Annotated in this window: 22 protein-coding genes; 15 read left to right on the top strand and 7 right to left on the bottom strand. The window is 38.4% G+C overall.

The window, feature by feature from the left end; all coding sequences use genetic code 11:
- Positions 1-7: 7 nt before the first annotated feature.
- The 4 genes from yidD to plsY all read right to left on the bottom strand — a co-directional run bounded on the left by yidD (position 8) and on the right by plsY (position 3017).
- Complete coding sequence (yidD, locus tag FHR85_RS01660) at positions 8-244, bottom strand: membrane protein insertion efficiency factor YidD (protein WP_167260362.1); 237 nt, start codon at positions 242-244, stop codon at positions 8-10.
- A 9-nt stretch (positions 245-253) separates the two neighbouring features.
- The gene (gene folE2 / locus FHR85_RS01665) at positions 254-1171 is read right to left on the bottom strand and encodes a GTP cyclohydrolase FolE2 (protein ID WP_167260363.1); all 918 of its coding nucleotides are present in this window, start codon (positions 1169-1171) and stop codon (positions 254-256) included.
- A gap of 80 nt (positions 1172-1251) precedes the next feature.
- Positions 1252-2421, bottom strand: a complete 1170-nt coding sequence (locus tag FHR85_RS01670; RefSeq protein ID WP_167260365.1) for a CapA family protein — start codon at positions 2419-2421, stop codon at positions 1252-1254.
- 14 nt (positions 2422-2435) lie between these two features.
- Positions 2436-3017, bottom strand: a complete 582-nt coding sequence (gene plsY / locus FHR85_RS01675) for a glycerol-3-phosphate 1-O-acyltransferase PlsY (protein WP_167260367.1) — start codon at positions 3015-3017, stop codon at positions 2436-2438.
- Between the two features lie 159 nt (positions 3018-3176).
- Between plsY and FHR85_RS01680 the strand changes: the two genes are divergently transcribed.
- From FHR85_RS01680 to FHR85_RS01740, 13 genes are all read left to right on the top strand, one after another.
- On the top strand, positions 3177-3590 hold the full coding sequence (locus FHR85_RS01680) for a CoA-binding protein (RefSeq protein ID WP_167260369.1): 414 nt from the start codon (positions 3177-3179) through the stop codon (positions 3588-3590).
- Between the two features lie 102 nt (positions 3591-3692).
- A complete protein-coding gene (gene parE / locus FHR85_RS01685) occupies positions 3693-5645 on the top strand; it encodes a DNA topoisomerase IV subunit B (RefSeq protein ID WP_167260371.1) in 1953 nt (650 codons plus the stop codon).
- A gap of 11 nt (positions 5646-5656) precedes the next feature.
- Positions 5657-8110, top strand: a complete 2454-nt coding sequence (gene parC / locus FHR85_RS01690) for a DNA topoisomerase IV subunit A (protein ID WP_167260373.1) — start codon at positions 5657-5659, stop codon at positions 8108-8110.
- A gap of 99 nt (positions 8111-8209) precedes the next feature.
- The gene (locus FHR85_RS01695) at positions 8210-8818 is read left to right on the top strand and encodes a TetR/AcrR family transcriptional regulator (protein WP_167260375.1); all 609 of its coding nucleotides are present in this window, start codon (positions 8210-8212) and stop codon (positions 8816-8818) included.
- A 75-nt stretch (positions 8819-8893) separates the two neighbouring features.
- Positions 8894-10036, top strand: a complete 1143-nt coding sequence (locus FHR85_RS01700; RefSeq protein WP_167260377.1) for an acyl-CoA dehydrogenase — start codon at positions 8894-8896, stop codon at positions 10034-10036.
- Positions 10037-10064: 28 nt separating this feature from the next.
- The gene (locus FHR85_RS01705) at positions 10065-11702 is read left to right on the top strand and encodes an AMP-binding protein (RefSeq protein WP_167260379.1); all 1638 of its coding nucleotides are present in this window, start codon (positions 10065-10067) and stop codon (positions 11700-11702) included.
- Positions 11703-11717: 15 nt separating this feature from the next.
- A complete protein-coding gene (locus tag FHR85_RS01710; RefSeq protein WP_167260381.1) occupies positions 11718-12029 on the top strand; it encodes an AMP-binding enzyme in 312 nt (103 codons plus the stop codon).
- A 13-nt stretch (positions 12030-12042) separates the two neighbouring features.
- Entirely contained in the window at positions 12043-13386 is a 1344-nt protein-coding gene (locus FHR85_RS01715) for an acetyl-CoA carboxylase biotin carboxylase subunit (RefSeq protein WP_167260383.1), read from the top strand.
- Between the two features lie 12 nt (positions 13387-13398).
- On the top strand, positions 13399-13611 hold the full coding sequence (locus tag FHR85_RS01720; RefSeq protein WP_167260385.1) for an acetyl-CoA carboxylase biotin carboxyl carrier protein subunit: 213 nt from the start codon (positions 13399-13401) through the stop codon (positions 13609-13611).
- Between the two features lie 24 nt (positions 13612-13635).
- Positions 13636-14538 carry a hydroxymethylglutaryl-CoA lyase gene (locus tag FHR85_RS01725; protein WP_167260387.1) on the top strand — a complete coding sequence of 301 codons (903 nt, stop codon included), beginning with the start codon at positions 13636-13638 and terminating at the stop codon, positions 14536-14538.
- 4 nt (positions 14539-14542) lie between these two features.
- Positions 14543-15322, top strand: a complete 780-nt coding sequence (locus FHR85_RS01730) for an enoyl-CoA hydratase-related protein (protein WP_167260389.1) — start codon at positions 14543-14545, stop codon at positions 15320-15322.
- Between the two features lie 45 nt (positions 15323-15367).
- On the top strand, positions 15368-16870 hold the full coding sequence (locus FHR85_RS01735; protein ID WP_167260532.1) for an acyl-CoA carboxylase subunit beta: 1503 nt from the start codon (positions 15368-15370) through the stop codon (positions 16868-16870).
- Between the two features lie 91 nt (positions 16871-16961).
- Complete coding sequence (locus FHR85_RS01740; protein WP_167260391.1) at positions 16962-18608, top strand: FAD-binding dehydrogenase; 1647 nt, start codon at positions 16962-16964, stop codon at positions 18606-18608.
- A 383-nt stretch (positions 18609-18991) separates the two neighbouring features.
- Here the strand turns inward: FHR85_RS01740 and FHR85_RS01745 are convergent, their stop codons facing one another.
- A complete protein-coding gene (locus FHR85_RS01745) occupies positions 18992-20938 on the bottom strand; it encodes an AMP-binding protein (protein ID WP_167260393.1) in 1947 nt (648 codons plus the stop codon).
- Positions 20939-21143: 205 nt separating this feature from the next.
- Here FHR85_RS01745 and FHR85_RS01750 point away from each other — a divergent pair, with 205 nt between their 5' ends.
- Together FHR85_RS01750 and FHR85_RS01755 are read left to right on the top strand one after the other, a co-directional pair.
- A complete protein-coding gene (locus FHR85_RS01750; RefSeq protein WP_167260395.1) occupies positions 21144-21698 on the top strand; it encodes a TetR/AcrR family transcriptional regulator in 555 nt (184 codons plus the stop codon).
- Between the two features lie 58 nt (positions 21699-21756).
- Positions 21757-22923 (top strand): MFS transporter, encoded by a 1167-nt coding sequence (locus tag FHR85_RS01755; protein ID WP_243864121.1) that lies wholly within the window; start codon positions 21757-21759, stop codon positions 22921-22923.
- A 230-nt stretch (positions 22924-23153) separates the two neighbouring features.
- Here the strand turns inward: FHR85_RS01755 and FHR85_RS01760 are convergent, their stop codons facing one another.
- Both FHR85_RS01760 and FHR85_RS01765 read right to left on the bottom strand, forming a co-directional pair.
- The gene (locus FHR85_RS01760) at positions 23154-23720 is read right to left on the bottom strand and encodes an NADPH-dependent FMN reductase (protein WP_167260397.1); all 567 of its coding nucleotides are present in this window, start codon (positions 23718-23720) and stop codon (positions 23154-23156) included.
- 15 nt (positions 23721-23735) lie between these two features.
- Positions 23736-24791 carry an LLM class flavin-dependent oxidoreductase gene (locus tag FHR85_RS01765; RefSeq protein WP_167260399.1) on the bottom strand — a complete coding sequence of 352 codons (1056 nt, stop codon included), beginning with the start codon at positions 24789-24791 and terminating at the stop codon, positions 23736-23738.
- Positions 24792-24882: the final 91 nt, after the last annotated feature.

Raw genomic sequence — 24882 nt, forward strand, 5'->3', positions numbered from 1 at the left:
TGGTTAATCAACCACGGCTTTTATGATCTTGTTTTTCTGGTACAGGATCAAAACCACCATCATTAAATGGATGGCACTTTAAAATTCGCTTTATCGATAAGTAAAACCCTTTAAAGAAACCAAACCGTTCAAACGCTGTTAAGCTATAGGACGAACACGTCGGGTGAAACCGACATGTAGGCCCTAACAACGGTGAAATAAATTGTTGATAGCCTTTTATAAGCCATATAAAAAGATGTTTCATCTTATCACACTACTCTTCGCGTTTATCATAACTAATCGATGCAATCGCATCATGTAGGTGGATTGATTCCTCGTTCACACACTTAACTGAAAATTGCTTAACGGATTCATATTCATATAAATCACTCGCAACAAGACGAACCATATCTTCTACAAAACGCGGATTTTCATAAGCTTGTTCGGTAACCATTTTTTCATCTGGTCGTTTTAGAACTGGATGAATTCGAGCACTTGCATTAGATTCAGCTGCTTCTAATAGCATGTGTTTCCAATCATAAAGAGTATCATCAAACTCAGGTTGTAAAGTAACTTCCATTTCAATATTACCTCGTTGGTTATGGGCACTATATTCGCTGATTTCTTTTGAACAAGGGCAAAGCGTTGTGATCGTACCTGTTAAACCAACCTTAAGGTCATAACCAAATTCTTCGTGATAACGAACGCGCATCCAAGCATCGGCATGATTTAATCCTGCTTGCTCAGAATAAGGCGCTTGTCGCTCAAAAAACCAAGGGAAAGACACTGTTAATTCCGCATCTTTTTGCTCTAGACGCTGTTGTAAATCAAATACAAATGATTTTAGTGTCGCAAAATCCAACGTGAACCCATTTTGATAATAAGAATGAAGTTGTTCTGTAAACCGGCTCATATTCGTACCCTTAGAATCTTGGGAAATAGAAGAGGCAAAGTAAAATTGAGCTACGGTTGTTTGTGTTTTGGGCTCTAATTGACTTTTGAGCGTAACGGGATGTTTAACATTACTCACACCTACAGCATCTAATTCAAACAGAAAATCCTTTTTGGTATTCTGTAAATCTTTCATTTTATTTTTTTCCATTGGTTTTGTTTTAGGACCTGGTTCAACAGATCCAAATAATTTATGTCGCTCAGATTTCGTTGGTAACTGTTTTTTAACTGCTTCGTTCATATCGAGGACTCCTTTCAGTTCTTGAGAGAAGAGCATAAGCACAACTTATATTATACATGATTGAAATTGCTTGGTTCAATTTATTGAACTTGCTCAAGGTGTGGCACGACTTGTATTTGTTCTGAGTAATGTTTCATATGGTTTTCAATCTCTTGAAAGTTTGTATTAACATCAGTTATAGAACTGTCAATAAGCGGAACAACTTCTACATCGCGCATGATGTCTCCTTGGTCATCAAATTCTACATATGTAGGCATAAATCGTATATTTGAAACAGAAGTCTCGCTTGTTTGATTGATTAATCCCTTATTTAATTGGAGCTGCATGATTCCACCTATTCGTCGGTCTAATTCACGCTGCCCTGACAAAAAATTACCTAAAGAATAGACGACAATTGATTGATGGTTTTCGGTCTTCACTCGTTCGATTGGTTGAAGCACATGGGGATGATGCCCAAGAATGATATCAGCTCCAGCTTCAGTTAACTCGCGAACTAATTCCTTTTGGCCCTGAGTTGGTAAAGGTTCGTATTGGTTACCAAAATGAAGGCTAACAACAGTAAAATCTGCTTGGTCCTCAATTTCATTAATATCATCCTTGATGTTTCCATCCCTTATATATTGAACTAAATAATCTTTATCGTCTGGGCGAGGGATACCATTAGTTCCATAAGTGTAAGCCGTAAAACCAACTGATATACCATTTTTCTCTAGTATTCTTGGTTTTTGTTGGTCTGATTCACTTTGGTAAGATCCAATATAATCGATTGATAAATCTCTAAGAAGACTAGTCGTTTTTTCTATAGCCTCTTGTCCATAATCCAGTGTATGGTTGTTGGCCAATGATACAATGTCAGTAGATACATAACTTAAAGCATCGGCCACCGATTTAGGTGCATTAAATTGAGGATAACCCGATAAACCCATTTCTTCTCCAGCCAACATTGTTTCTTGGTTAGCAAATAAAAGATCTGCTGACTCTAGTTGCGGTTTAATTGTGGACAACATAGGTCTAAAATCATAGTCTTGTCCTTCCTTAGCACCGCGATAGACACGATCATGTATTAAAATGTCCCCAACAGCATTTAACGTGATTGACTTTTGAGACTGTTTATTAGAAAGATCATGCGTCATATTCGCAAGTTTATCCGCCGTATAACTCGACTGATTTGATTGTACTTGTAAGATCATTGTTATGCCCATTACAACTATGATGAAGCTTGCCACGACTAATGTAATTTGTTTTTTCACTTAATCACCTTATTTTAAAACCAGGTTATCTTCGGTTCAGTTTTATTTTTAATTCGCTTAATATTATCTGTATGACGATAGATGACAAAGAAAGCAAAGAAGCAGGTCACAATGATTAAAGGAATATCTTGCATGATAACCGATGTCACTACAGCTGTAATCCCTACAAGAATCGACGCTAATGATACATACTTGAATAATTTTAAGAAAATAAAAAATGAACCAATAAGAATAGCGAATAACACTGGGCTTACCCCAAGTAGAACACCACCCGATGTAGCAACTGCCTTTCCGCCCTTAAATTTAGCGAAAATCGGAAATGTGTGGCCAATCACTGCGAAACCACCAACAATGAGCGGTTGCAATTCGGGAGCTAGTACAACCACCATGACAACTGGAATCGTACCTTTCAATATATCGAGGATTGTGACAATTAAACCTACTTTGACACCTAAAACTCTAAAGGCGTTTGTTGCACCAAGATTGCCACTACCATGTTCTCTTATATCAATTTGATAAAATAATTTACCGATTATAAGTGCAGATGGAAAAGAACCGAATAGATAAGCAATCACACTGTATAAAAGATAAAACATATAATCCCTCCTTTATTGGCTTCTAATAATACACCTTATTTTATCAAATGTATGGCAAAGAAAGAAGATGTTAAATTTTAAGAATGAGTAAAACGAAAGTTGAGAAATATTGCTAAACGCGCTATCCTAGTATTATCACGATTAATTAGGAGCGATATTATGGAAAACCCAACACAAGAAACAATGCGCGAAATATTAATCAATGCTAATACGATTGCAGTCGTCGGATTATCGGACAAGCCTGATCGTACGTCACATCAAATTGCAAAAATCATGCAAGATCGTGGCTATAAGATTATCCCAATTAATCCTAATGCCACTGAAGTTCTTGGCGAAAAAAGTTATTCATCACTTAGTGAAGTAGAAGAATCAATTGATATTATTAACGTTTTTCGCAGACCTGAACACCTTGTTGATGTAGCACATGATGCTTTGACTACAGATTGTCGTGTGTTTTGGGCACAGCAAGGTATCGTGAATGAAGAAGCTAATGAACTTCTTAATGAAAATGATTTTACTGTGATTATGGATGCTTGCATAAAAGTCGTTCATGCTGTCACAATTGGTAGTTAATATGAATTGAGTTATCTCTGCTAATTAGCAGGGATTTCTCATGTTTTCCCGAATAAATAAAGACAGCACTTGTTTAGCGAATTAGAAAGGGGACAATTATAAGTGACGCATTCATTTGAACAATACAACGATGATTCAATCCAAGTTCTAGAAGGTTTAGACGCCGTTCGAAAACGTCCAGGTATGTACATTGGTAGTACAGATCACCGCGGGCTTCACCACCTCGTTTTTGAAATAGTAGATAATGCGGTGGATGAAGCGTTAGCGGGTTATGGTGAAACAATCACCGTCACCATACATAAAGACGAATCAATCTCGGTGACTGACTATGGACGTGGTATGCCAACTGGCATGCATAAAATGGGCAGACCAACTCCAGAAATAATTTTCACCATTCTTCACGCTGGAGGAAAATTTGGTCAAGGCGGTTATAAAACAAGTGGCGGTCTACATGGTGTCGGTGCCTCTGTCGTGAACGCTTTATCTGAATGGATGAAAGTAACAATTTGTCGTGATGGTAAGCGCCACGAAATCGTTTTTGCTGATGGAGGTAAAGTGAAACACCCCTTAACTGAAGTAGGTAATACACGAAAGTCAGGGACCACCATTCACTTCAAACCAGATGAATCAATGTTTTCGACAATACATTATCAGTTTGAAACACTCTCTGAGCGACTACGAGAGGCTGCCTTTTTATTAAAAGGTATTAAACTCGTCTTAAAAGATGAACGTGAAGGCGCTGAAGAATCTTATGTGTATCCAGATGGCTTACAATCATTTGTGCATTATTTAAACGAAGAAAAAGATGCTTTACATGAAGTTGTTTCGCTTGAAGGTGAAGTGAAAGAAATTGAAGTGGACTTTGCGATGCAGTTCAATGACGGCTATTCAGAAAGCATCTTGTCATTTGTTAATAATGTTCGAACAAAAGATGGCGGAACGCACGAATCAGGAGCCAAAACAGCTTTAACTCGTGCATTTAATGAGTATGCTCGGAAAATGCAACTATTAAGAGAAAAAGATAAGAACTTAGATGGTAATGATATTCGAGAAGGCTTAACAGCTATTATTTCTGTCCGAATCCCTGAACAGTTACTCCAGTTTGAAGGCCAAACGAAAAGTAAATTAGGGACGCCGGAAGCGAGAAGTGCTGTTGATAGCGTGATCGCTGAGAAATTGGCTTATTTCTTAGAAGAAAATCCGAACACGTCTAAAATGCTGATCAAAAAAGCAATCAAAGCACGTGATGCACGTGAAGCTGCTCGCAAAGCGCGTGAAGAGGCTCGTAATGGCAAAAAGCGTAAGCGTCGTGATTCGATCTTGAGTGGTAAATTAACCCCTGCTCAGTCAAAAAATGCAGCTAAAAACGAATTATTTTTAGTTGAGGGTGATTCTGCAGGAGGGTCTGCCAAACAAGGTCGTGATCGTCGTTTTCAAGCGGTATTACCCCTTCGAGGAAAAGTCGTTAACACAGAGAAAGCTAAGATTGACGACATATTTAAAAACGAAGAGATATCAACCATTGTTCATACCATCAATGCAGGTGTAGGCCCAGATTTCAATATTGATGATGCTCAGTACGATAAAATCATTATCATGACAGACGCTGATACCGATGGGGCACACATTCAAGTGTTATTACTGACATTCTTTTATCGTTATATGAAACCACTCATCGAACAAGGTAAAATTTATATTGCTTTACCACCTCTATTCAAAGTTTCAAAAGGTAAAGGGAAGCAATATAAGGAATCCTATGCTTGGGACGATGATGAGATGGAGAAACTATTAAAAGAATATAAGAATGGTTACACCGTTCAACGTTATAAAGGTTTAGGCGAAATGGATGCTGAACAATTATGGGAAACAACGATGAATCCAGAAACTCGTACATTAATTCGCGTAACAATTGATGATGTTGCACGTGCGGAACGACGAGTAACGACACTTATGGGCGATAAAGTAGAGCCTCGACGTAAGTGGATTGAATCTAATGTTGCATTTGGAATGGAAGAAGACGATACAATTTTAGACAACGATCGATTGCTTAACTAGGAGTGAAGAATTTGGCTGAAGAAGCAAAGTATTTAGATTTACCATTAGAAGAAGTGATAGGTGACCGCTTTGGTCGTTATAGTAAATACATTATTCAAGACCGTGCTCTTCCGGATGTAAGAGACGGCTTAAAACCAGTACAACGCCGTATTTTATATGCTATGCACCAAGAGAAAAACACGCATGATAAGCCGTTTCGTAAATCGGCCAAAACAGTCGGAACCGTGATTGGTAACTACCACCCTCATGGTGACTCATCTGTTTACGAAGCACTTGTTAGAATGAGTCAATCTTGGAAAGTCAAAAAAGAATTAGTCGAGATGCACGGAAATAACGGAAGTGTAGATGGGGATCCGCCTGCAGCTATGCGTTACACTGAAGCAAGACTTTCAGGAATTGCTTCAGAATTAATGCAGGATATCGACAAAGAAACAGTCGATTTTATCCCAAATTTTGATGATACAGATTATGAACCCATTGTTTTTCCTGCGAAATATCCTAATCTTCTCGTTAACGGTTCAACAGGTATTTCTTCTGGTTATGCAACAGATATACCACCACATAATCTCGCTGAAGTTATTGATGCAGTGATTTATAAGATTGAACACCCTGAGGCATCAATTGATCAATTAATGAAGAAGTTACCTGGTCCTGATTTTCCAACTGGTGGAATCATTCAAGGTGAAGATGGTATTCGTAAGGCTTATGAAACTGGTAAAGGTAAAATAGTCGTCCGTGGCAAAGCCGAAATCGAAACACTTAAAGGCGGTCGTGAACAGATCGCCATTAATGAATTGCCTTTCGATGTGAATAAAGCGACACTTGTCAAAAAAATGGACGAGCTTCGATTAGAACGTAAAGTTGAAGGCATTTCTGAAGTTCGTGATGAAAGTGATCGTACTGGTCTTAGAATTGTCATTGAAATGAAAAAGGACATCGACAGTCAAAGTGTCTTAAACTATTTATATAAGAATACTGACTTACAAGTATCCTTTAACTTCAATATGGTGGCTATTTCCGATAAAACACCGACAGTTATGACACTTCATGGCATTCTTGATGCTTATATAACGCATCAACGAGAAGTTATAAAACGTCAGTCTGAACACGATTTAAGAAAAGCACAGGATCGTGCTCATATTGTCGAAGGTTTAATTTATGCCGTTTCGATATTGGATGATGTCATTGCAACGATTAGACAAGCCAATGATAAGAAAGATGCAAAAATTCAATTACAAAATCAGTATCAATTCTCTGAGAAGCAAGCAGAAGCAATTGTTATGTTACAACTTTATCGTTTAACCAACACAGATGTGACACAGTTAGAAGAAGAAGCTAAAGAATTAAATGAACGAATCTCATACTTACAAACGATCTTATCTGATGAAAATAAACTTCTAGAAGTGATTAAAACTGATTTGAAACGCGTGAAAAAAACGTATAAAGAAAAACGACAATCACAAATTCAAGATGAAGTAGAGGACTTACAAATCAACTTAGAAGTTATGGTTCCTTCAGAAGATATTGTTGTTTCTTTAACAAGTGAAGGCTATATTAAACGGACTAGTTTACGTTCATTTGGAGCTTCTAATATCGATGACCTACAGAAAAAAGATGAAGATTATCTAACTCATTTGTTTGAAGTGAATACAACAGATACATTACTGCTGTTTACAAATAAAGGTCATTATTTATATATGCCTGTGCATGAATTGCCTGATATTAAGTGGAAAGATATGGGTCAGCATATCGCGAATTTAATACCTATTGATTCATCAGAACATGTTATTAAGGCCATTCCAATTAGAGAATTTGATGATCAACATTACATTGTTTCGATCTCCCGCGAAGGCATGATTAAGAAATCTTTATTGTCTGATTTTAAAGTCCAGCGCTATAATCGACCAATTGTTGGTATGAAAATGAAAGGTGAAGATGAAGTAGTAAATGTTCATTTAACGAACGGTCATCAAGAAGTTTTCGTGACCTCACAGACTGGGTATGGATTATGGTATCATGAAGCAGATGTAAAAGCAGTTGGCGTTAAGGCAGCAGGCGTCAAAGCTATGAATTTAAAAGAACAAGAATGGATTGTGAATGGTGAAGTGTTTAATGAATTAACCAATCCGCAACTTTTTGTCGTCACGCAACGTGGCGCATGTAAACGTATGGCGATTGACCAATTCGAACAAGGATCTCGAGCAAAGCGTGGTTTAGTCATGCTTAAAGAACTCAAACAGAAACCACATCATATCGTCGGTTTCCATGTTGTCAAAGATGATCATTCAGTTGTCATCCAAACAGAAAACAATGAAGCTCACACCGTATTACCAATCGAAGTCAAAGAACAAACGAGACAAAACAATGGTTCCTTTATGATTGATACTGACCAAAAAGGTGAAGTTGTTAACACCTATGTCCAACCTGAATATACGAAATGGTTTAACCAACAAGGTGAAGAGTAATTTAACAAGAGGTAGTCATTTACTTAGACTACCTCTTTAAATTTACCCATTGATACTTGTCAAAATTGTGTTAAAATATTGACAAAAGGTAGGAAGATAATGACACAGTTAAAAGAAAGAATTATTCAATCGTCGTTGAACTTGTTTTCAGACAAAGGGTTTCACGGTGTATCAGTGAAAGACATAGTGGAGGATTGCCAAACATCTAAAGGTGGCTTCTATCACTATTTTCAATCAAAAGATGAATTGCTTTATGTGATCCATGATTTATTCATCTCATATGTCTTAAACGAAGCACACCGAGCGAAACTGCAACATGAACGACCAGTTCAACAATTACAAGGAATTTTATATTCGTTTGTACGTGTTTTTGATTTATATCAAGAACATATTGTCGTTTTCTACCAAGAAAACAAATATTTAAAACCTGAATATGAAGAGCTCATTAAACAAAAACGCGATCAATTCAAGCGAATCGTTATCGAAGTTATATCAGAAGGACAGAGACGAGGCGAGTTTCGTGACAATTTACCAACTACGATTACAAGCATGTCCATTCTAGGTATGGTTAACTGGACCTATATGTGGTATCAACGAGATGGAGAATTAAATATAGATGACATCGCAGAAATTTATATAGACATATTATTTCGAGGGGTATTAACGGATCAAATATTAAAAGAATATCTGCAAACAAGTAGTTTATAAAGGCTTAAACAAATAAGCTTTTTATTTATACTAATAACAGACCAACTAGTCGGTCTGACAAAAGGGGAAATTTAAATGGACTTCACATTAACCGAAGAGCAAGAAATGACCCGCAAAATGGTTCGTGATTTTGCAGAAGCCAAAATCCAACCTCGAGCAATTGATATCGATGTCAACGCAGAATTTCCAGAAGATTTATTCAAAGAAATGGGTGAATTAGGCCTGCTCGGCATTCCGTATCCTGATGAGTACGGAGGATCTGGAGGTGATACGATTACATATGCACTTTCAGTTGAAGAAATCGGGCGCGTTTGTGGTAGTACAGGATTAAGCTATGCCGCTTCTGTTTCGCTTGGTTCATCACCAATATATCAATTTGGAACTGAAGAACAAAAACAGAAATTCCTAGTACCATTAGCAAAAGGCGAGGCATTAGGATCTTTTGGTTTGACTGAGCCCAACGCAGGTTCGGATGCAGCTGGCACTAAAACAACTGCCACAGTTGATGGTGATGATTTTATTATAAACGGCGAGAAATGCTATATCACGAATGCTTCCTATGCTAAACAAATAATTGTAACCGCTGTCACAGGTAAAGATGAGCGCGGTAAAAATATTATCTCAGCAATTGTGGTCCCAACAGACACTGAAGGTCTTACGATTACGGACAATTACGACAAAATGGGTGTTCGTGGTTCTAATACGGCTGAAATTGTTTTAGAAGATGTGAGGGTACCACGTGGGAATTTACTAGGTGACCCTGAAAAAGGATTCAAACAGTTTTTACAGACTTTAGACGGTGGACGAATCTCGATTGGAGCTTTAGGTCTTGGAATTGCTCAAGCATCATTAGACCGCGCATTAGCCTATGCGCAAGAACGCCAACAATTCGGTCAGCCTATTTCTTCTTTTCAGGCCATTCAATTTAAATTAGCTGATATGGCAACAGAAATCGAACTTGCGCGTAATATTGTGTTAAAAGCTGCTTGGTTGAAAGACCAAGGTAAGCCATTTTCTAAAGAAGCTGCTATGGCTAAATTAACAGCAACTGAAACCGCTTTTAGAGCTGCTAATCAGGCTATTCAAATTCATGGTGGATATGGTTATATGCGTGAGTATGAAGTGGAGCGTTACTTGCGTGATGCTAAATTACTCGAAATTGGTGAAGGAACATCCGAGATACAACGTCTTGTTATTGCACGTCAAATAGGTTGCTAACTATTTTAAAAATATAGGGGGATGCCTCATGCCACTTACAAATCTAACGATTGGTGAATTAATTGAACAGCAGGCAAACAACTTCCCAGACTACGAAGCAGCTGTCTATCCTGAAAAGGGAATTCGATGGACGTATAAGCAATTTAACGAAGAAGTTAATCGCGTTGCAAAAGGCTTCATGGCTTTTGGAATTGATAAAGGCGATCACGTTGCGATTTGGGCTGATAACAAACCAGAATGGCTAACGTCACAATTCGCAACCGGAAAAATGGGTGCAGTACTAGTTACCGTTAACACAAGCTATCAAGCGCAAGAATTAGAATATCTATTAAAACAATCTGAGTCTTCTACACTCATTCTTGCGGAAACTTTTAAAGGTACATCTTATATTGATATTGTGCAAGAGTTGATTCCAGATTTAGCTAATCAAGAAAAAGGAAACATACAATCTGAAAAATTTCCACACTTAAAAAATATTATCGTGCTCAGTGACAAGTCTTATGCAGGCTGCTACACATGGCATGACGTGGTTCATGCAAGCGATGATATATCAAATGAGGAACTGACTCAAAGATTATCATCACTTAATGAACACGATGTAATTAATATGCAATACACCTCAGGTACCACAGGGTTTCCTAAAGGGGTCATGCTTTCTCATTACAATATTGTCAATAATGGAAAACAAATTGCTGAATGCATGAGCTTCACAGAAAATGATCGTTTATGTATCCCTGTTCCGTTTTTCCATTGTTTTGGTTGTGTCTTAGGTACACTAGCTGCCGTATCGAAAGCAGCGACAATGGTGGTAGTTGAACAGTTTGATCCTGAGAAAGTGTTAGCTGCTGTGTCTGAAGAACAATGTACAGCCCTTCATGGTGTGCCGACCATGTTTATTGCTGAGCTTAATCATCCTAGTTTCAATGACTATGAATTTCCTTATTTAAGAACTGGGATTATGGCAGGTTCAAATTGTCCAATCGATGTGATGAAAGATGTCATGGAAAAGATGGGAGCATCTGAAATCACCATTACTTACGGACAAACAGAGTCATCACCTGCTATCACTCAGACAACGACTGATGATCCAATCGAAAGAAAAGTCAGTACGGTAGGAAAACAACACCCTAATGTCGAAGTTAAGATAGTAGAGCCTGGTACAAACCGAGAAGTAAAAACCAATGAACCCGGCGAACTGTGCACTAGAGGTTATCATGTGATGCAAGGTTATTACAATAATGAAGAAGAAACTCGGAACGCAATCGATACTGATGGTTGGTTACACACGGGCGATATTGCAGAAATGGATGACGAAGGCTATGTAAAAATTACGGGTCGTATTAAAGATATGGTCATTCGTGGCGGAGAAAATATCTATCCACGTGAAATTGAAGAATTTTTAATCCAACATGATGATGTCTTAGATGTTCAAGTAGTGGGAGTTCCTGATGCGAAATATGGGGAAGAATTAATGGCTTGGACCATTCTTAAAGAAGATTCAACTTTAACAGAAGATGGATTAAAAGACTATTGTCGAGGTCATATTGCTTATCATAAAGTACCGAGATATATTCAATTCACCGATGAGTACCCAATGACAGCAAGTGGCAAGGTTCAGAAATTCAAACTTCGTCAACAGGCTGAAGATTTAATAGCAAATGATTAAAGTGAAGGTGATAAGATGCAACATGAACAAATTCCTGAATCATATCAATTAGAACAATTTATCGCATCCCATGAACAAGTTGAGGATGCGAAGGTTGTCTTCATACCTGATGCTAAGCAAGGGGAACTGGTTATTGCTTGGGTGATCCCAAATGATGATTTGATTACAGAACAATCAATAAGGGCTTATTGTGAACACAGAGACGATTATGACAAACCCGATTACGTTTTATTTACTGACGAATTCCCAACCACACCAAGTGGTAAAATCCAAAAAATTCGACTAAAAGAAGTAGCTCAAGAACAATTAGGAATACAATTTGAATAAAGGGAGCGATATCATGTTTAACAAAATCTTAATCGCTAATCGCGGAGAAATTGCTTTACGTATTATTAAGACTTGTCAGCAATTAAATGTGAAAACAGTCGCTGTTTACTCAGAAGCAGATGCTGATGCCCCTTTTGTTACTGAAGCAGATGAAGCTTATTTGCTTGGTGGACCGAAAGTAAATGAGAGTTATTTGAATATCGAGAAAATCATTGATATAGCTAAACAAACAAAAGTCGAAGCCATTCACCCTGGATATGGCTTGTTGAGTGAAAATACCGATTTTGCTAAACAAATTGAAGATGCTGGTATTACGTTTATTGGGCCATCCTCTGAGTCGATCAATCGCATGGGAAGTAAATTAACAGCAAGACGAACAATGGAAAATGCAGATGTTCCCATCATTCCAGGAACGAATGATCCGATTGAATCAGTCGATGATGCCCAATCATTCGCGGCAGAAATCGGTTATCCTGTGATGGTTAAGGCTGCTCATGGTGGGGGAGGCATTGGTATGCAGATTGTTTATGATGAACAAGAACTGGCCAAAGCCTTTGAGAGTAATGCGCGAAGAGCTGAACAATTTTTCGGTAATGGCACCATGTTTATCGAAAAAGTCATTGAAGATGCTCACCATGTTGAAATTCAAGTCCTAGCCGACCAACAAGGCTACACGATTCATTTAAATGATCGTGAGTGTTCCATTCAACGTCGACACCAAAAAGTAATTGAAGAAGCACCTTCGCCATTAATTAGCAATAGGACTCGAGACAAAATGGGACAAGCAGCTGTTAGGGCTGCAGAAGCGATTAATTATGTGAATGCAGGAACGATTGAATTTTTAGTTGATGAAAATGAAAACTTTTATTTTCTCGAAATGAATACGAGATTACAAGTTGAACATCCCATCACGGAACTCGTGACAGGTATTGATTTAGTAGAACAACAGTTGAAGATTGCTTATGGTGAATCACTAGATATCCAACAATCGGATGTTAAGTTGAAAGGGCATGCAATTGAGGCCCGTATTTATGCAGAGGATCCGAAAACATTTTTCCCATCTCCGGGACAATTAACGGCATTTGAACCACCTGAAGGAGAAGGAATTCGTAACGATGTTGGTGTTCATGGACAATATCAAGTCACACCTTATTACGATCCAATGCTAGCGAAATTAATCGTATATGGCGAAACAAGAGATCAAGCGATTGAAAAGCTTGAACAAGCTTTATCTCAACACAAAGTAGAGGGTATTAAAACAAACATCCCATTCTTAATTGATGTAGCAAAAGCTCCGGCTTTTCAACGAGCTGAAACACGAACATCATTTATTAATGAATTTATGGTCAAACAATAGGAGGTAACACTTATGACAGAAGTAAAAGCAAGTATGGCAGGTAACGTTTGGAAAGTGATGATTTCAGAAGGAGATTCGGTCGATTCTAGTCAGGATGTCGTCATCTTAGAATCTATGAAAATGGAGATCCCGATTGCAGCCGAAGTCACAGGGACTGTTAAAGAATTGAAAGTAAAAGAAGAAGACTTCGTTAACGAAGGGGACGTTATCGCAATTATTGAATAATCCACCCTAAAAGGAGTTTCAATTATGGTTAGTCTACCAAAAGATGTGACGATTAAAGAAGTGGGACCACGTGATGGTCTACAAAATGAAAAAACACTCATCGATACAGACGCAAAAATCGATCTAATTAATCGCTTGTCTGAAAGCGGTTTATCTTATATCGAGCTAACCTCGTTTGTTCATCCTAAATGGATTCCGCAATTAAAAGATGCGGTCGAGGTTGCTAAAGGGATTGATCGAAAGGATGATGTTACTTATGCGGCACTTGTTCCTAATTTAAAAGGATTAGAACGAGCGATTGACGCTGATGTTGATGAGGTATCTATCTTCATGTCAGCGAGCGAGACGCATAATCAAAAGAACATCAATAAATCGATTGATGAAACCTATCCTGTACTACAAGAAGTCGTTAATGGTGCTAAACAAGAAGGGAAATCAGTTCGCGGTTATATTTCCACTGTTTTTGGTTGCCCTTACGAAGGACAAATTGACGTCAATCAAGTAATGTCAGTATGTGACAACCTGTTTTCAATGGGCATTGATGAATTATCCATCGGTGACACAATTGGTGTCGCTAATCCTATTCAAGTTCATAACGTTTTATCATCAATGAAAGAGCGTTTTGACCAAGATCACTTAGCTCTTCATTTTCATGACACACGAGGGATGGCGCTTGCTAATACGTATGTCGCTTTAGATCACGGATTCCGTACATTTGATGGCTCTTTAGGTGGCTTGGGTGGTTGCCCGTACGCGAAAGGTGCTTCAGGTAATGTCGCAACTGATGATTTAGTTCATATGCTTACTGAGATGGGGATCGAAACAGGTGTGAATTTAGATAAGTTAACAGATGCAGGATTAGCAATCGAGAAGCATTTAGATAAATCATTGCCTAGTAAACAAATGGAACTAGTCAGAAGGATGTGATGCAATGCGTACAGTATCATGGGAAATGCAAACGAACCATGTTGGAATTTTATATTTAAATCGTCCAGATGCAGCAAATGCTTTTTCAACACAGCTTATTGAAGATTTTCATCATGCACTAGATGAAATCGAGGCTCAACAAGATTTACGAACCTTAATTATAATAGGAAAAGGTGAGAAGGCATTTTGTGCAGGGGCTGATTTAAAAGAGCGTCAAACGATGACAGAAGATGAAGTTGTTAAAACAGTTCGTTCCATTGGTGGCCTAGTACGTCGTGTCGAACAATTATCAGTACCAACGATCGCAGCCATTAATGGTGCCGCTTTCGGGGGTGGATTAGAGTTATCACTAGCTTGTGATATTCGTATAGCAAGTGATAAAGCGAAAATGGGGCTTACGGAGACGTCATTAGCCATTATACCGGGTGCTGGAGGCACTCAACGTTTAGCTAAGTTAATTGGTCTTGCTAAAGCGAAGTATTATATATTAACGGCGAAACGATTCGGGAGTGAAGAAGCGCAATCAATCGGCTTAATTGAAGAAAGTGTGAGTCCTAATGAATTAGTAGACCAGGCAATTACGTTAGCTAATCAAATTTCAGCCAACGGACCAGTTGGTGTTCGTGCCGCTAAACAAGCGATTGAACGTGGTTATGAGCGAGATATAGCAACAGGTCTTGAAATCGAACGTCATTATTATTTAACGACGATCCCAACTGAAGATCGTTTGGAAGCTTTACAAGCGTTTAAAGACAAGAGACAACCACAATTTAAAGGAAAATAGACAGAAAGGGTGATTTAGGTGGCATTTGAAGAACAACACCAAGCGATGCGCGAACAAATCGAAAAAGGTGGCGCAGAGAAATACCACGAGAAAAACGCCGAAAAGGGTAAAATGTTCGTCCGTGACAGACTTAACATGCTTTTGGATGACGATTTAAATGTTGAAGATGCTTTCTTTGCTAACTGTGTTGATGAATCATTACCAGCAGATGGGGTCGTTACTGGACTTGGCAAATTAAACGGGGAAACAGTCGCAGTGATGGCAAATGACTCAACGGTTAAAGCGGGGTCATGGGGAGCTCGCACAGTAGAGAAAATCATTCGTATACAAGAAACAGCCATGAAATTAGAAGTCCCTATGTTATATTTGGTGGATTCGGCTGGTGCAAGAATTACAGATCAGATTGAAATGTTCCCGAATCGACGAGGCGCAGGAAGAATTTTTCATAATCAGGTGAAAATGTCCGGACGTGTCCCACAAGTTTGCTTGTTATTCGGACCATCAGCAGCCGGAGGAGCATACATACCAGCCTTTTGTGATATCGTTGTCATGGTTGAAGGCAATGCTTCGATGTATTTAGGCTCACCACGAATGGCTGAGAAAGTGATTGGTGAACAAGTATCACTGGAAGAAATGGGCGGAGCCAAAATGCACTGTTCTGTTTCAGGTGTTGGTGACGTGTTAGTTGAAAGTGAGCAAGAAGCGATTGATTATGTACAAAAATATTTAACTTATTTTCCGCAAAACTTTAGAACACAGCCGAATGAACACGAGACAGTTGAACCAGGACAATTCGACAAGACGATTAGTGAATTAATCCCAGAAAATCAGAACGCTCCGTTCGATATGTACGAGTTAATCAATCGTTTGATTGATAACGACAGTTTCTGCGAAATCAAGCGTGAATTCGCTAAAGAGTTGATTACAGGATTAGCTCGAATCGACGGTAAATCAGTCGGTATTATTGCTAATCAACCACGTCAAAAAGGCGGCGTATTATTCCATGATTCAGCTGATAAAGCCGCTAAATTTATTCAATTATGCGATGCCTTTAATATCCCGCTCGTTTTCTTAGCTGATATTCCTGGGTTCATGATTGGAACCAAAGTAGAGCGAGCTGGTATTATTCGACATGGTGCTAAAATGATTTCGGCTATGAGTGAAGTAACCGTACCTAAGATTTGTGTTGTTGTACGAAAAGCATATGGTGCTGGCTTATATGCCATGGCAGGGCCAGCGTTTGATCCAGACGTCACTATTGCACTTCCAACTGCACAAATTGCTGTCATGGGACCAGAGGCAGCTGTTAATGCAGTATATGCGAATAAAATAGCCGAATTACCAGAAGAAGAAAGACAAGAATTTATTAAAGAAAAACATGAAGAATACAAAGAAAATATCGACATTTACCGTTTAGCATCCGAAATGATTGTTGATGACATTGTTGAACCAAACCATTTACGAGGCGCTTTAACGCAACGACTTGATGTTTATCAGTCGAAGAACGTACAATTCACAGAACGTAAACACGGTGTTTATCCGGTATAATGATTTTGTGCAGCATGGCATAGACCTAATATAGGTTTAGCTATGCTGTTTTTTATTGATTAGACGATCAAACTTATAAGGGTGTGATTAAATGAAATACGATGCCATAGTAATCGGCGCTGGTTTATCAGGGCTTGTTGCAACATCAGGAATTGCTGCTTATGGGAAACACGTTTTATTACTTGATCAAGAACCAGAATCATCGTTTGGAGGCCAAGCATGGTGGTCATTTGGTGGTTTATTTTTAATTGATAGTCCTGAGCAACGTAGAGTGGGGATTCGAGATTCATATGAATTAGCTAGACAAGATTGGTTGGGATCAGCGGCATTTGATCAAGGAGAACATGATTATTGGGGAAAACAGTGGGCTGAAGCTTATTTGGACTTTGCAGCAAATGAGAAACGACAATGGCTCAAAAATTTAGGCATTAGTTTCTTCCCTGTCATTGGCTGGGCTGAACGTGGAGGATACTTGGCAGATGGTCACGGCAATTCGGTTCCTCGATTTCATATTGTATGGGGGACAGGTGCAGGGATACTAGATCCTTTTAAAAAGCTTGTATCAAAATACATTGACGGCGGCTTAGTGACGTATCTACCACGTCATCAAGTTAATTCACTACTTAAAGAAAATAATGCTGTTGTAGGTGTAGAAGGTTCCGTCTTAGTTGATGATGAAAGCGAGCGCGGAGAAAAAAGTAGTCGAGAAATAAAGGATGCATTTCACTATAAGACTGACCATGTCGTGATTGCAACAGGAGGGATCGGAGCTAATTTTAAACTAATAAGAGAAAATTGGCCTGAACGTCTTGGGCCACCACCAAAGCAAATGATCTCAGGTGTACCAGACCATGTCGATGGTCAGATGATCCAAAAAGCAGAAGAAAGTGGAGCAAACGTCGTTAATAAAGATCGTATGTGGCATTACACAGAAGGAATCAAAAATTATGATCCCGTATGGTCCAATCACGGCATACGAATATTACCCGGACCATCATCTTTATGGCTTGATGCTGAAGGTAATCGTTTACCTTCTCCTAATTTTCCAGGCTTTGATACTCTAGGAACATTAGAGAGCATTATGAAAACGGGATATGATTACTCGTGGTTTATTTTGACACAGAGTTTAATAGAAAAGGAGTTTGCATTATCTGGTTCTGAGCAAAATCCTGATTTAACTGGTAAAAGCATTAAGAAAGTGTTAAAGCGTGCTTTACCAGGAGCTCCAGGACCAGTGGAAGCTTTTAAAGAACAAGGTGAGGACTTTGTTGTCGCTGATAATCTATCGGAGTTAGTGACTGAAATGAATCAACTAAGCGGCGAAAATTTGCTAGATGAACAGCATATCTTATCACAAATAGAAGCACGAGATCGTGAAATGGATAATCAATTTACGAAAGACTTACAAATTACAGCCTTACGTGGATCACGTTTTTACAAAGGGGATAAACTCATTCGTACAGCGAAACCACATAAGCTTTTTGATGCAAAACATGGCCCGTTAATAGCAGTGCGTTTGAATATTTTAAGTCGAAAAACACTTGGAGGCCTACAAACCAATTTGTCCGGACAGGTGTTAAACCAACAAGGAAAACCAATCACAGGACTGTATGCAGCTGGTGAAGCATCAGGTTTCGGTGGTGGAGGTATACATGGTTATCGAGCGTTAGAAGGAACATTTTTAGGAGGATGTTTATTCACAGGAAGGATCGTTGGTAAAACAATCGGAAAAAGTTAACCATAACTATATTATGTGAACTTATTGATTTAGTTTCGACGGAACTTGATAAAAGAAGGGAGGAGCTTAGTGAGAAAACACGTATTTGGAGTTTTATCGATCACCATGGTCATAATAAGTATTGTCTTTTTTTTACTTATCAGAGGACCAAATGCGAACATTGAGCTAGGAATTGGTGTATTTACAGGACTATCGATCATTGGCATCATTCTCGCAATCGCTTCTAAGAGGATATGGTATATTATAATAGGTTCTATCCTTAATGGCTTCGTTTTGTATTTTGTTATTTTATTAATATTTGCTTACGGCATCAGTGAAAACTAAATGATCACACCAATCATTAAAACCGCTCAGATTATAGTCTGAGCGGTTTTGTTTGCTAATTAAGTTGTCTGTTTACCTATTTCGCGAATTTGATCGACGACATAAGGATTTTCTAACGCAGATAAGTCACCTGCGTCTTTATTTAAGTATGCAGCCTTAATCGCACGGCGCATCACTTTTGCATTTCGAGTTTTTGGTAGGTCAGCGACTATATGACATGTTCTTGGTGCAATCGCTTTTCCTAAACGATCAATTGCGTGATTAATTAATTCTTCTTTTAACTTTTCTTCATTATAATCTTCGCCTTTTGGTACAACAAAAGCAATTGGTTTCTCACCTTTGACCTCATCTGGAATACCAATCACACCAGCTTCCACGACATTATCATGTTCAACAAAAATTGATTCTAATTCTGCAGGACCTAAACGTTTTCCGGCGACATTTAATGTGTCATCTGAACGACCAGTGATGGTATAAAAGCCTTCGTCATCATGAATCACCCAGTCTCCGTGAACCCAGGTATCTTTAAAACGATTCCAGTATGTGTTTTCATAGCGCTCATTTTCTTTATAAAAACCATTTGTCATTCCAACCCAAGGCTGTTTAATGACAAGCTCACCGACTTCGTTTTCAACACGCTCACCATCTTGATCATAAACGTCAATATCCATACCTGGTAAGGCAGCATTAAAACCAACTGGTGCTATCGGTTTGACGAGCACATTTCCAAATATACCACCAGAAATTTCTGTACCTCCCGAGTAATTAAAAATAGGAATTCGACGTTCGCATACTTTATCGAATAACCACATCCATGGTTCTTCATTCCATGGTTCACCTGTTGATCCTATTACTTTAAGAGAAGATAGGTCATGTTTCGTCACATTGGATTCATCTAATGTCATAAGCGTTCGAATTAGTGTTGGTGCAATACCAAGATGGGTAACGTCATGACGTTCGACAATATCCCAAATCCGATCGGGCTCAGGGTAGGTAGGAGTGCCTTCGAACATTAAGATCGTAGCACCGTTTAATAAACCGCCGTAAACTAAGAATGGACCCATCATCCAACCCATATCAGTAAACCAGAAAAGCGTATCACCAGCTGAGACATCCATGGTAATACCCGCATCAAACGCTGATTTGATCGGAAAACCATTATGCGTATGTAGCGCGCCTTTCGGTTTGCCAGTGGTACCAGATGTATAAATAATCATATAAGGGTCATTGCCGTTCGTATGGACTGATTTAAATGAATTATTGGAAGAACGAACATCTTGCCAACGAACATCAACATCATTATTCCAACTCACATCATTTTGTGCATGTTCAACAACAAAGACTTTATCAATAGAAGAGGTCGCTTGGACTGCTTCAGAAGCATCATCTTTTAAATTAACGGTTTTACCGCCGCGATGAAAGCCATCTACTGTTATTAAATACTTGGCTTCCGCAGCATTAATTCGTGTTGCAACAGCTTCTGCTTTATAGCCAGAAAAAGCAGGTGAGAAGATCGCACCGATTTTGGAAATGGCGAGCATGGCAATCGTTGTTTCAGGGATCATCGGCATATAAATCGTAAAAATATCACCTTTTAGTGCACCCTGATCAAGTAAACCATTAGCCACACGATTCACTTCTTCATCTAACTCTTCAAAAGTGAATATACGTGTCTCTCCAGCATCACTCTCCCAAATCAAAGCATGTTGATTTTTATAATGTGGATCATGCGCCCATTTTTCAACTGCATTATAGGCCACGTTCATTTTTCCATTTACATACCATTCAGGATACATCACACCATTTGTTAAATCTAATGCCTGATCATATGGTTCAAACCAATTAATACCAAGTTCTTGTTCTGCTTCGTGCCAAAAAGTCGCAATATCTTGAACAGAGTATTGATGAAATCGATCATAATCTTCGAAACCAAGACGATTCATCATCTGATAAAGACGGGTATTCGTTAAATAGCTTTCACTTGGATGCCATACTGCTTTTGTCATAACAACTGTTCACTCCGTTTCTGTTAAGTTATTAATCTGACACTTATTATAACTTAGATTATGAATTGTGAGAAGGTTATGAATAAAAGCGGTTACATTTTACTTTTCTGCATAAGGCTTTGGAATTGACACTATTTGAGATAGGTTGCTAGAGTATAGAATAGAATGACCGTTCTATCTAATATACAGTGAAGGTGGTATTTAAATGAGCTATTCTGTTAAACGTGAACAATTACTTCGGGTAGCTGAAGATTTATTTTATCAATATGGGTTTCGTGGTGTTGGCTTAAAGCAAATTATTCAAGAAGCAAATGTGGCAACGATGACGTTGTATAACCATTTCAATTCTAAGGATAATCTCGTTGAAGAAGTATTAAGACAACGTGAGAGTAGGTATTGGACTTATCTTGATTCATATGTTGAGTCAGATGCTGATTCACCATTTATTCTCGCGGTAGAAGCGCATGGAAAATGGTTGAAAAAAGAGTCTTATCAAGGCGATATGTTCCTTAGAGCAATAGAAGATTATTCTGGCGAAGATAATGAAATCGAAGCGATCGCTAGGGGACATAAAGCAAAACTATTACAGTATTTTAAGAAACTTGCCCAAGCAAAAGGGAAGGACCACGATCATGATCTAGCCCATCAACTGACACTATTATTAGAAGGAACAACATCAATGACGACTTTAATTGGTGCTGAACAAGCTACCGAACATTCTATTGCCATGGCTCGCATCCTTGTGCGACAAGCGTCATAATTTCTATAGCTAATAGTAGAAAGGACGTTCTATCTAAATATGTAATAAGGAGGAAGTCATGTTGCGCTTCTCACAACTCGTTTTACCAGGGGTTACGATGATTGCTGTCACATATGGTTTGGCTCGTTTTAGCTTCGGATTATTACTACCAGACATTAACAGCACCTTAAACATGTCTGAGTTTACATCAGGATTGATCTCGTCATTATTTTATTTAGCTTATTGTTTTACTATTATTTATTCAACTGTACTAACGACACGAGATGGCCCGAGAAAGATGATTCTATTAGCAGGTGCCGCAGCCGTAATAGGACTTATGATTATTACTGTGACTCCGAATGCTTGGGTTTTAGGAATTGGCGTATTACTTGCCGGCAGTAGTACGGGATTAATTTCACCACCATATGGAGCTGCTATTTCATTATGGATTAATCATGCCGAGCAAGGTAAAGCAAACACATGGATTAATTCAGGTACTAGTCTAGGGATTATATTATCAGGTTTAGGAGCGATCGTATTATCACCAAACTGGCGTATAACTTATCTAATCTATGCCATATTAACGTTTATAGTTTTGATTTGGAACTACCGCGCCATTCCAAAAACAGAACGAACGTCATTTTTCCAAATAGGTGAGCTTTCAATCAAAGGCGTGAAGGGCGCTATTCCACTCATTATTGCATCACTTATTCTAGGTGTTTCGACAGCGGCATTTTGGACTTTCTCTCGTACATTTATAGAAATAGCGGGTCATTATCCTGATTGGCAATTATCACTTTTTTGGGTGATGATTGGAATATTTGGAATTCTAGGAGGTTTTTCAGGGTCACTGATTGAAACAATTGGTTTACCAACAGCATATAAGGTAGGAGGGATTGTTTTAGCAAGTGCATCGATTATATTGGCATTATTTCCAACAAATGGTGTGATGGCATTTGCATCAGCTGGAATTTTCGGTGCAGGGTATATTTTCATATCTGGAGTCTTATTAGTGTGGGGAATTAAAGTATTTATTACTAACGCATCATTAGGTATAGGGATTCCGTTTTTATTGCTAGCATTAGGCCAAGTTTTCGGTTCAACTTTAGCAGGGACGTGGATTAGTATATGGAGTTATAGCACAACGTTTATGATCTCTGGTGTGATTGGATTAATTGCAATCTTGCTTGGGCCTAAACAAACGATTACTCATAAGCAAATTAGAGAAGATCAACAACAAATATAATGATTGTATAACCATTATATAAGTTTCGTATAATGATTGTATAAGCATTAAAAACAGGCGCAAAATACTTAATTCACGGTAAAAAGCGCCTGTTAAACTACATCACTAACTTGGTATAATCAATGTTATGTAAACCTAAAGATGAATTTAATTAGACCCATTTAGTACCTACATCGCTAAATATAATAAATCCTGATGCTAAATTGTTGATTTAACATCAGGATTTCGCGTTAAAAATCGTATTGATCCTCTTTTGATTGTTTAATTTGTTGATACGTCTCACTCAGTATAATTGTATCTTCAACTAAGCGATCAATTCGTGCTAATACGTCATCATTAACAATTTGTTTCTGATCAAAATCTATTTCTTCAATAAATACATATGATTGCACAATTTGTGCTTTCATATAACCTAATATTGATTTAAGTTGTTGTTCCAATATTAAGTAATGCTTTGCTGATCCAGCTGTTGCTAACATGCCAACAACTTTATCGCGAAATGCATCGACTGGTAATAAATCAAAAATATTTTTTAATGTTGCTGGAATCGATGCCTGAAAAATTGGCGTTCCGATGATGATCGCATCAGCTTCCATAATGGTTTGTGTGACATATTTTGTGTCACTAGGATAATCTAAATAATGTCGACCATCACTAAATTGGATGTCATAATCTTTTAAATCAATTAAGGTGGTTTCGATCTCAGAGTATTGCTTTTCTATAGATGCCATTGTATAATCCATTGCTGTTCGTGTTTTCGAACCAACAATAGACCCTGACAAAGCAACAACTTTCATACTCTTCCCCCTCCTCTACTGTTTTGTATATTTCCTAATTGCTGGTAAAATCTCTGAACCGATTAAATCAATATTCCGTTTTAATTTATCGAACGGCATCCCGCCAAAATCCATTTGAGCAATATATCGCTGATGGCCATACAGTTCATGTTGATATAAAATCTTTTCAATGATTTGTTGCGGACTGCCGATATTCATAACGTTTTGCGGATCAGCGCCTTGAGCAAAGTTTTGCTTCGGAAAGCCTTGACCGTTTGTTTTTTTCATTCCTTCATTAATATGCGGATATAAGTCTTGTAGTGCTTGTTGAGACGACTCAGCTGCGTAGAAAAAGCCAGCTGTTGCAACGGGTAACTCATCTGGATTATGTCCTGCCTGTTTTGCTGCATCGCGGTAAGCATCAACCGTGCGTTTGAATACTGATGCTGGCCCTCCTAAATGAGCCATAAACATGGGTACACCAGCAAAACCTGCCTTCACAGCACTTGATGGTGAACCCCCAACTGCTCGCCAAATCGGTAATGAGCCGTGTTTAGGTCGCGGAATCACACGCGCCTGATTAAGCGGTGCTCGGTGCTTCCCTTGCCAAGTGACTTCTTCTTGTTGATTAATTAAATTCAGTAGTTCAAATTTTTCTTCATACAACTCTTCATAATCGCGTAACGGATAACCGAGTAACTCAAAATTACCAATGCGTGATGCACGACCTGCCACGATTTCTGTACGTCCATTAGAGATTAAATCAACTGTAGCAAAGTCTTCAAATGCTCGTACGGGATCCAGTGTACTAATAATCGTTGATGAACTGGCTATCTTAATTTTCTCTGTTGCTTGAGCGATTGCACTAAGTACGACAGAATGTGCTTGTGTTGTGAAATATTCCTGATGACTTTCTCCAACGCTAAAAAAGTCCAATCCTGCTTGTTCAGCAAGCTGTGATAGTTCAATGATTTCATTTAAACGGGTTTGAGCAGAAATTCTTTCACCAGAATGAGGATCTGGCAAATGATCGCCTAATGTATATAAACCAAATTCTAGTCCTTTACTAGGGTCAATCCGATATTGTTCCATTTATGATCACCTTTCATCTATTTCTTCTATAGACTATTAAACCTCTTATATACTACTCATTTTTTATTGAATTGGTTATTAGAACAAGTAG

Source organism: Alkalibacillus almallahensis (assembly GCF_011761495.1).
Lineage (GTDB): Bacteria > Bacillota > Bacilli > Bacillales > Alkalibacillaceae > Alkalibacillus > Alkalibacillus almallahensis.

Bases quoted from the DNA above. Each gene is read 5' to 3' on its own strand.
- FHR85_RS01730 (WP_167260389.1), top strand. From the start codon at position 14,543: ATGCGTACAGTATCATGGGAAATGCAAACGAACCATGTTGGAATTTTA.
- FHR85_RS01720 (WP_167260385.1), top strand. From the start codon at position 13,399: ATGACAGAAGTAAAAGCAAGTATGGCAGGTAACGTTTGGAAAGTGATG.
- FHR85_RS01710 (WP_167260381.1), top strand. From the start codon at position 11,718: ATGCAACATGAACAAATTCCTGAATCATATCAATTAGAACAATTTATC.
- FHR85_RS01750 (WP_167260395.1), top strand. From the start codon at position 21,144: ATGAGCTATTCTGTTAAACGTGAACAATTACTTCGGGTAGCTGAAGAT.
- folE2 (WP_167260363.1), bottom strand. From the start codon at position 1,171: ATGAACGAAGCAGTTAAAAAACAGTTACCAACGAAATCTGAGCGACAT.
- FHR85_RS01735 (WP_167260532.1), top strand. From the start codon at position 15,368: ATGCGCGAACAAATCGAAAAAGGTGGCGCAGAGAAATACCACGAGAAA.
- FHR85_RS01705 (WP_167260379.1), top strand. From the start codon at position 10,065: ATGCCACTTACAAATCTAACGATTGGTGAATTAATTGAACAGCAGGCA.
- FHR85_RS01725 (WP_167260387.1), top strand. From the start codon at position 13,636: ATGGTTAGTCTACCAAAAGATGTGACGATTAAAGAAGTGGGACCACGT.
- FHR85_RS01700 (WP_167260377.1), top strand. From the start codon at position 8,894: ATGGACTTCACATTAACCGAAGAGCAAGAAATGACCCGCAAAATGGTT.
- FHR85_RS01765 (WP_167260399.1), bottom strand. From the start codon at position 24,791: ATGGAACAATATCGGATTGACCCTAGTAAAGGACTAGAATTTGGTTTA.
- FHR85_RS01740 (WP_167260391.1), top strand. From the start codon at position 16,962: ATGAAATACGATGCCATAGTAATCGGCGCTGGTTTATCAGGGCTTGTT.
- plsY (WP_167260367.1), bottom strand. From the start codon at position 3,017: ATGTTTTATCTTTTATACAGTGTGATTGCTTATCTATTCGGTTCTTTT.
- FHR85_RS01695 (WP_167260375.1), top strand. From the start codon at position 8,210: ATGACACAGTTAAAAGAAAGAATTATTCAATCGTCGTTGAACTTGTTT.
- FHR85_RS01760 (WP_167260397.1), bottom strand. From the start codon at position 23,720: ATGAAAGTTGTTGCTTTGTCAGGGTCTATTGTTGGTTCGAAAACACGA.
- FHR85_RS01745 (WP_167260393.1), bottom strand. From the start codon at position 20,938: ATGACAAAAGCAGTATGGCATCCAAGTGAAAGCTATTTAACGAATACC.
- FHR85_RS01680 (WP_167260369.1), top strand. From the start codon at position 3,177: ATGGAAAACCCAACACAAGAAACAATGCGCGAAATATTAATCAATGCT.
- FHR85_RS01755 (WP_243864121.1), top strand. From the start codon at position 21,757: ATGTTGCGCTTCTCACAACTCGTTTTACCAGGGGTTACGATGATTGCT.
- FHR85_RS01715 (WP_167260383.1), top strand. From the start codon at position 12,043: ATGTTTAACAAAATCTTAATCGCTAATCGCGGAGAAATTGCTTTACGT.
- yidD (WP_167260362.1), bottom strand. From the start codon at position 244: ATGAAACATCTTTTTATATGGCTTATAAAAGGCTATCAACAATTTATT.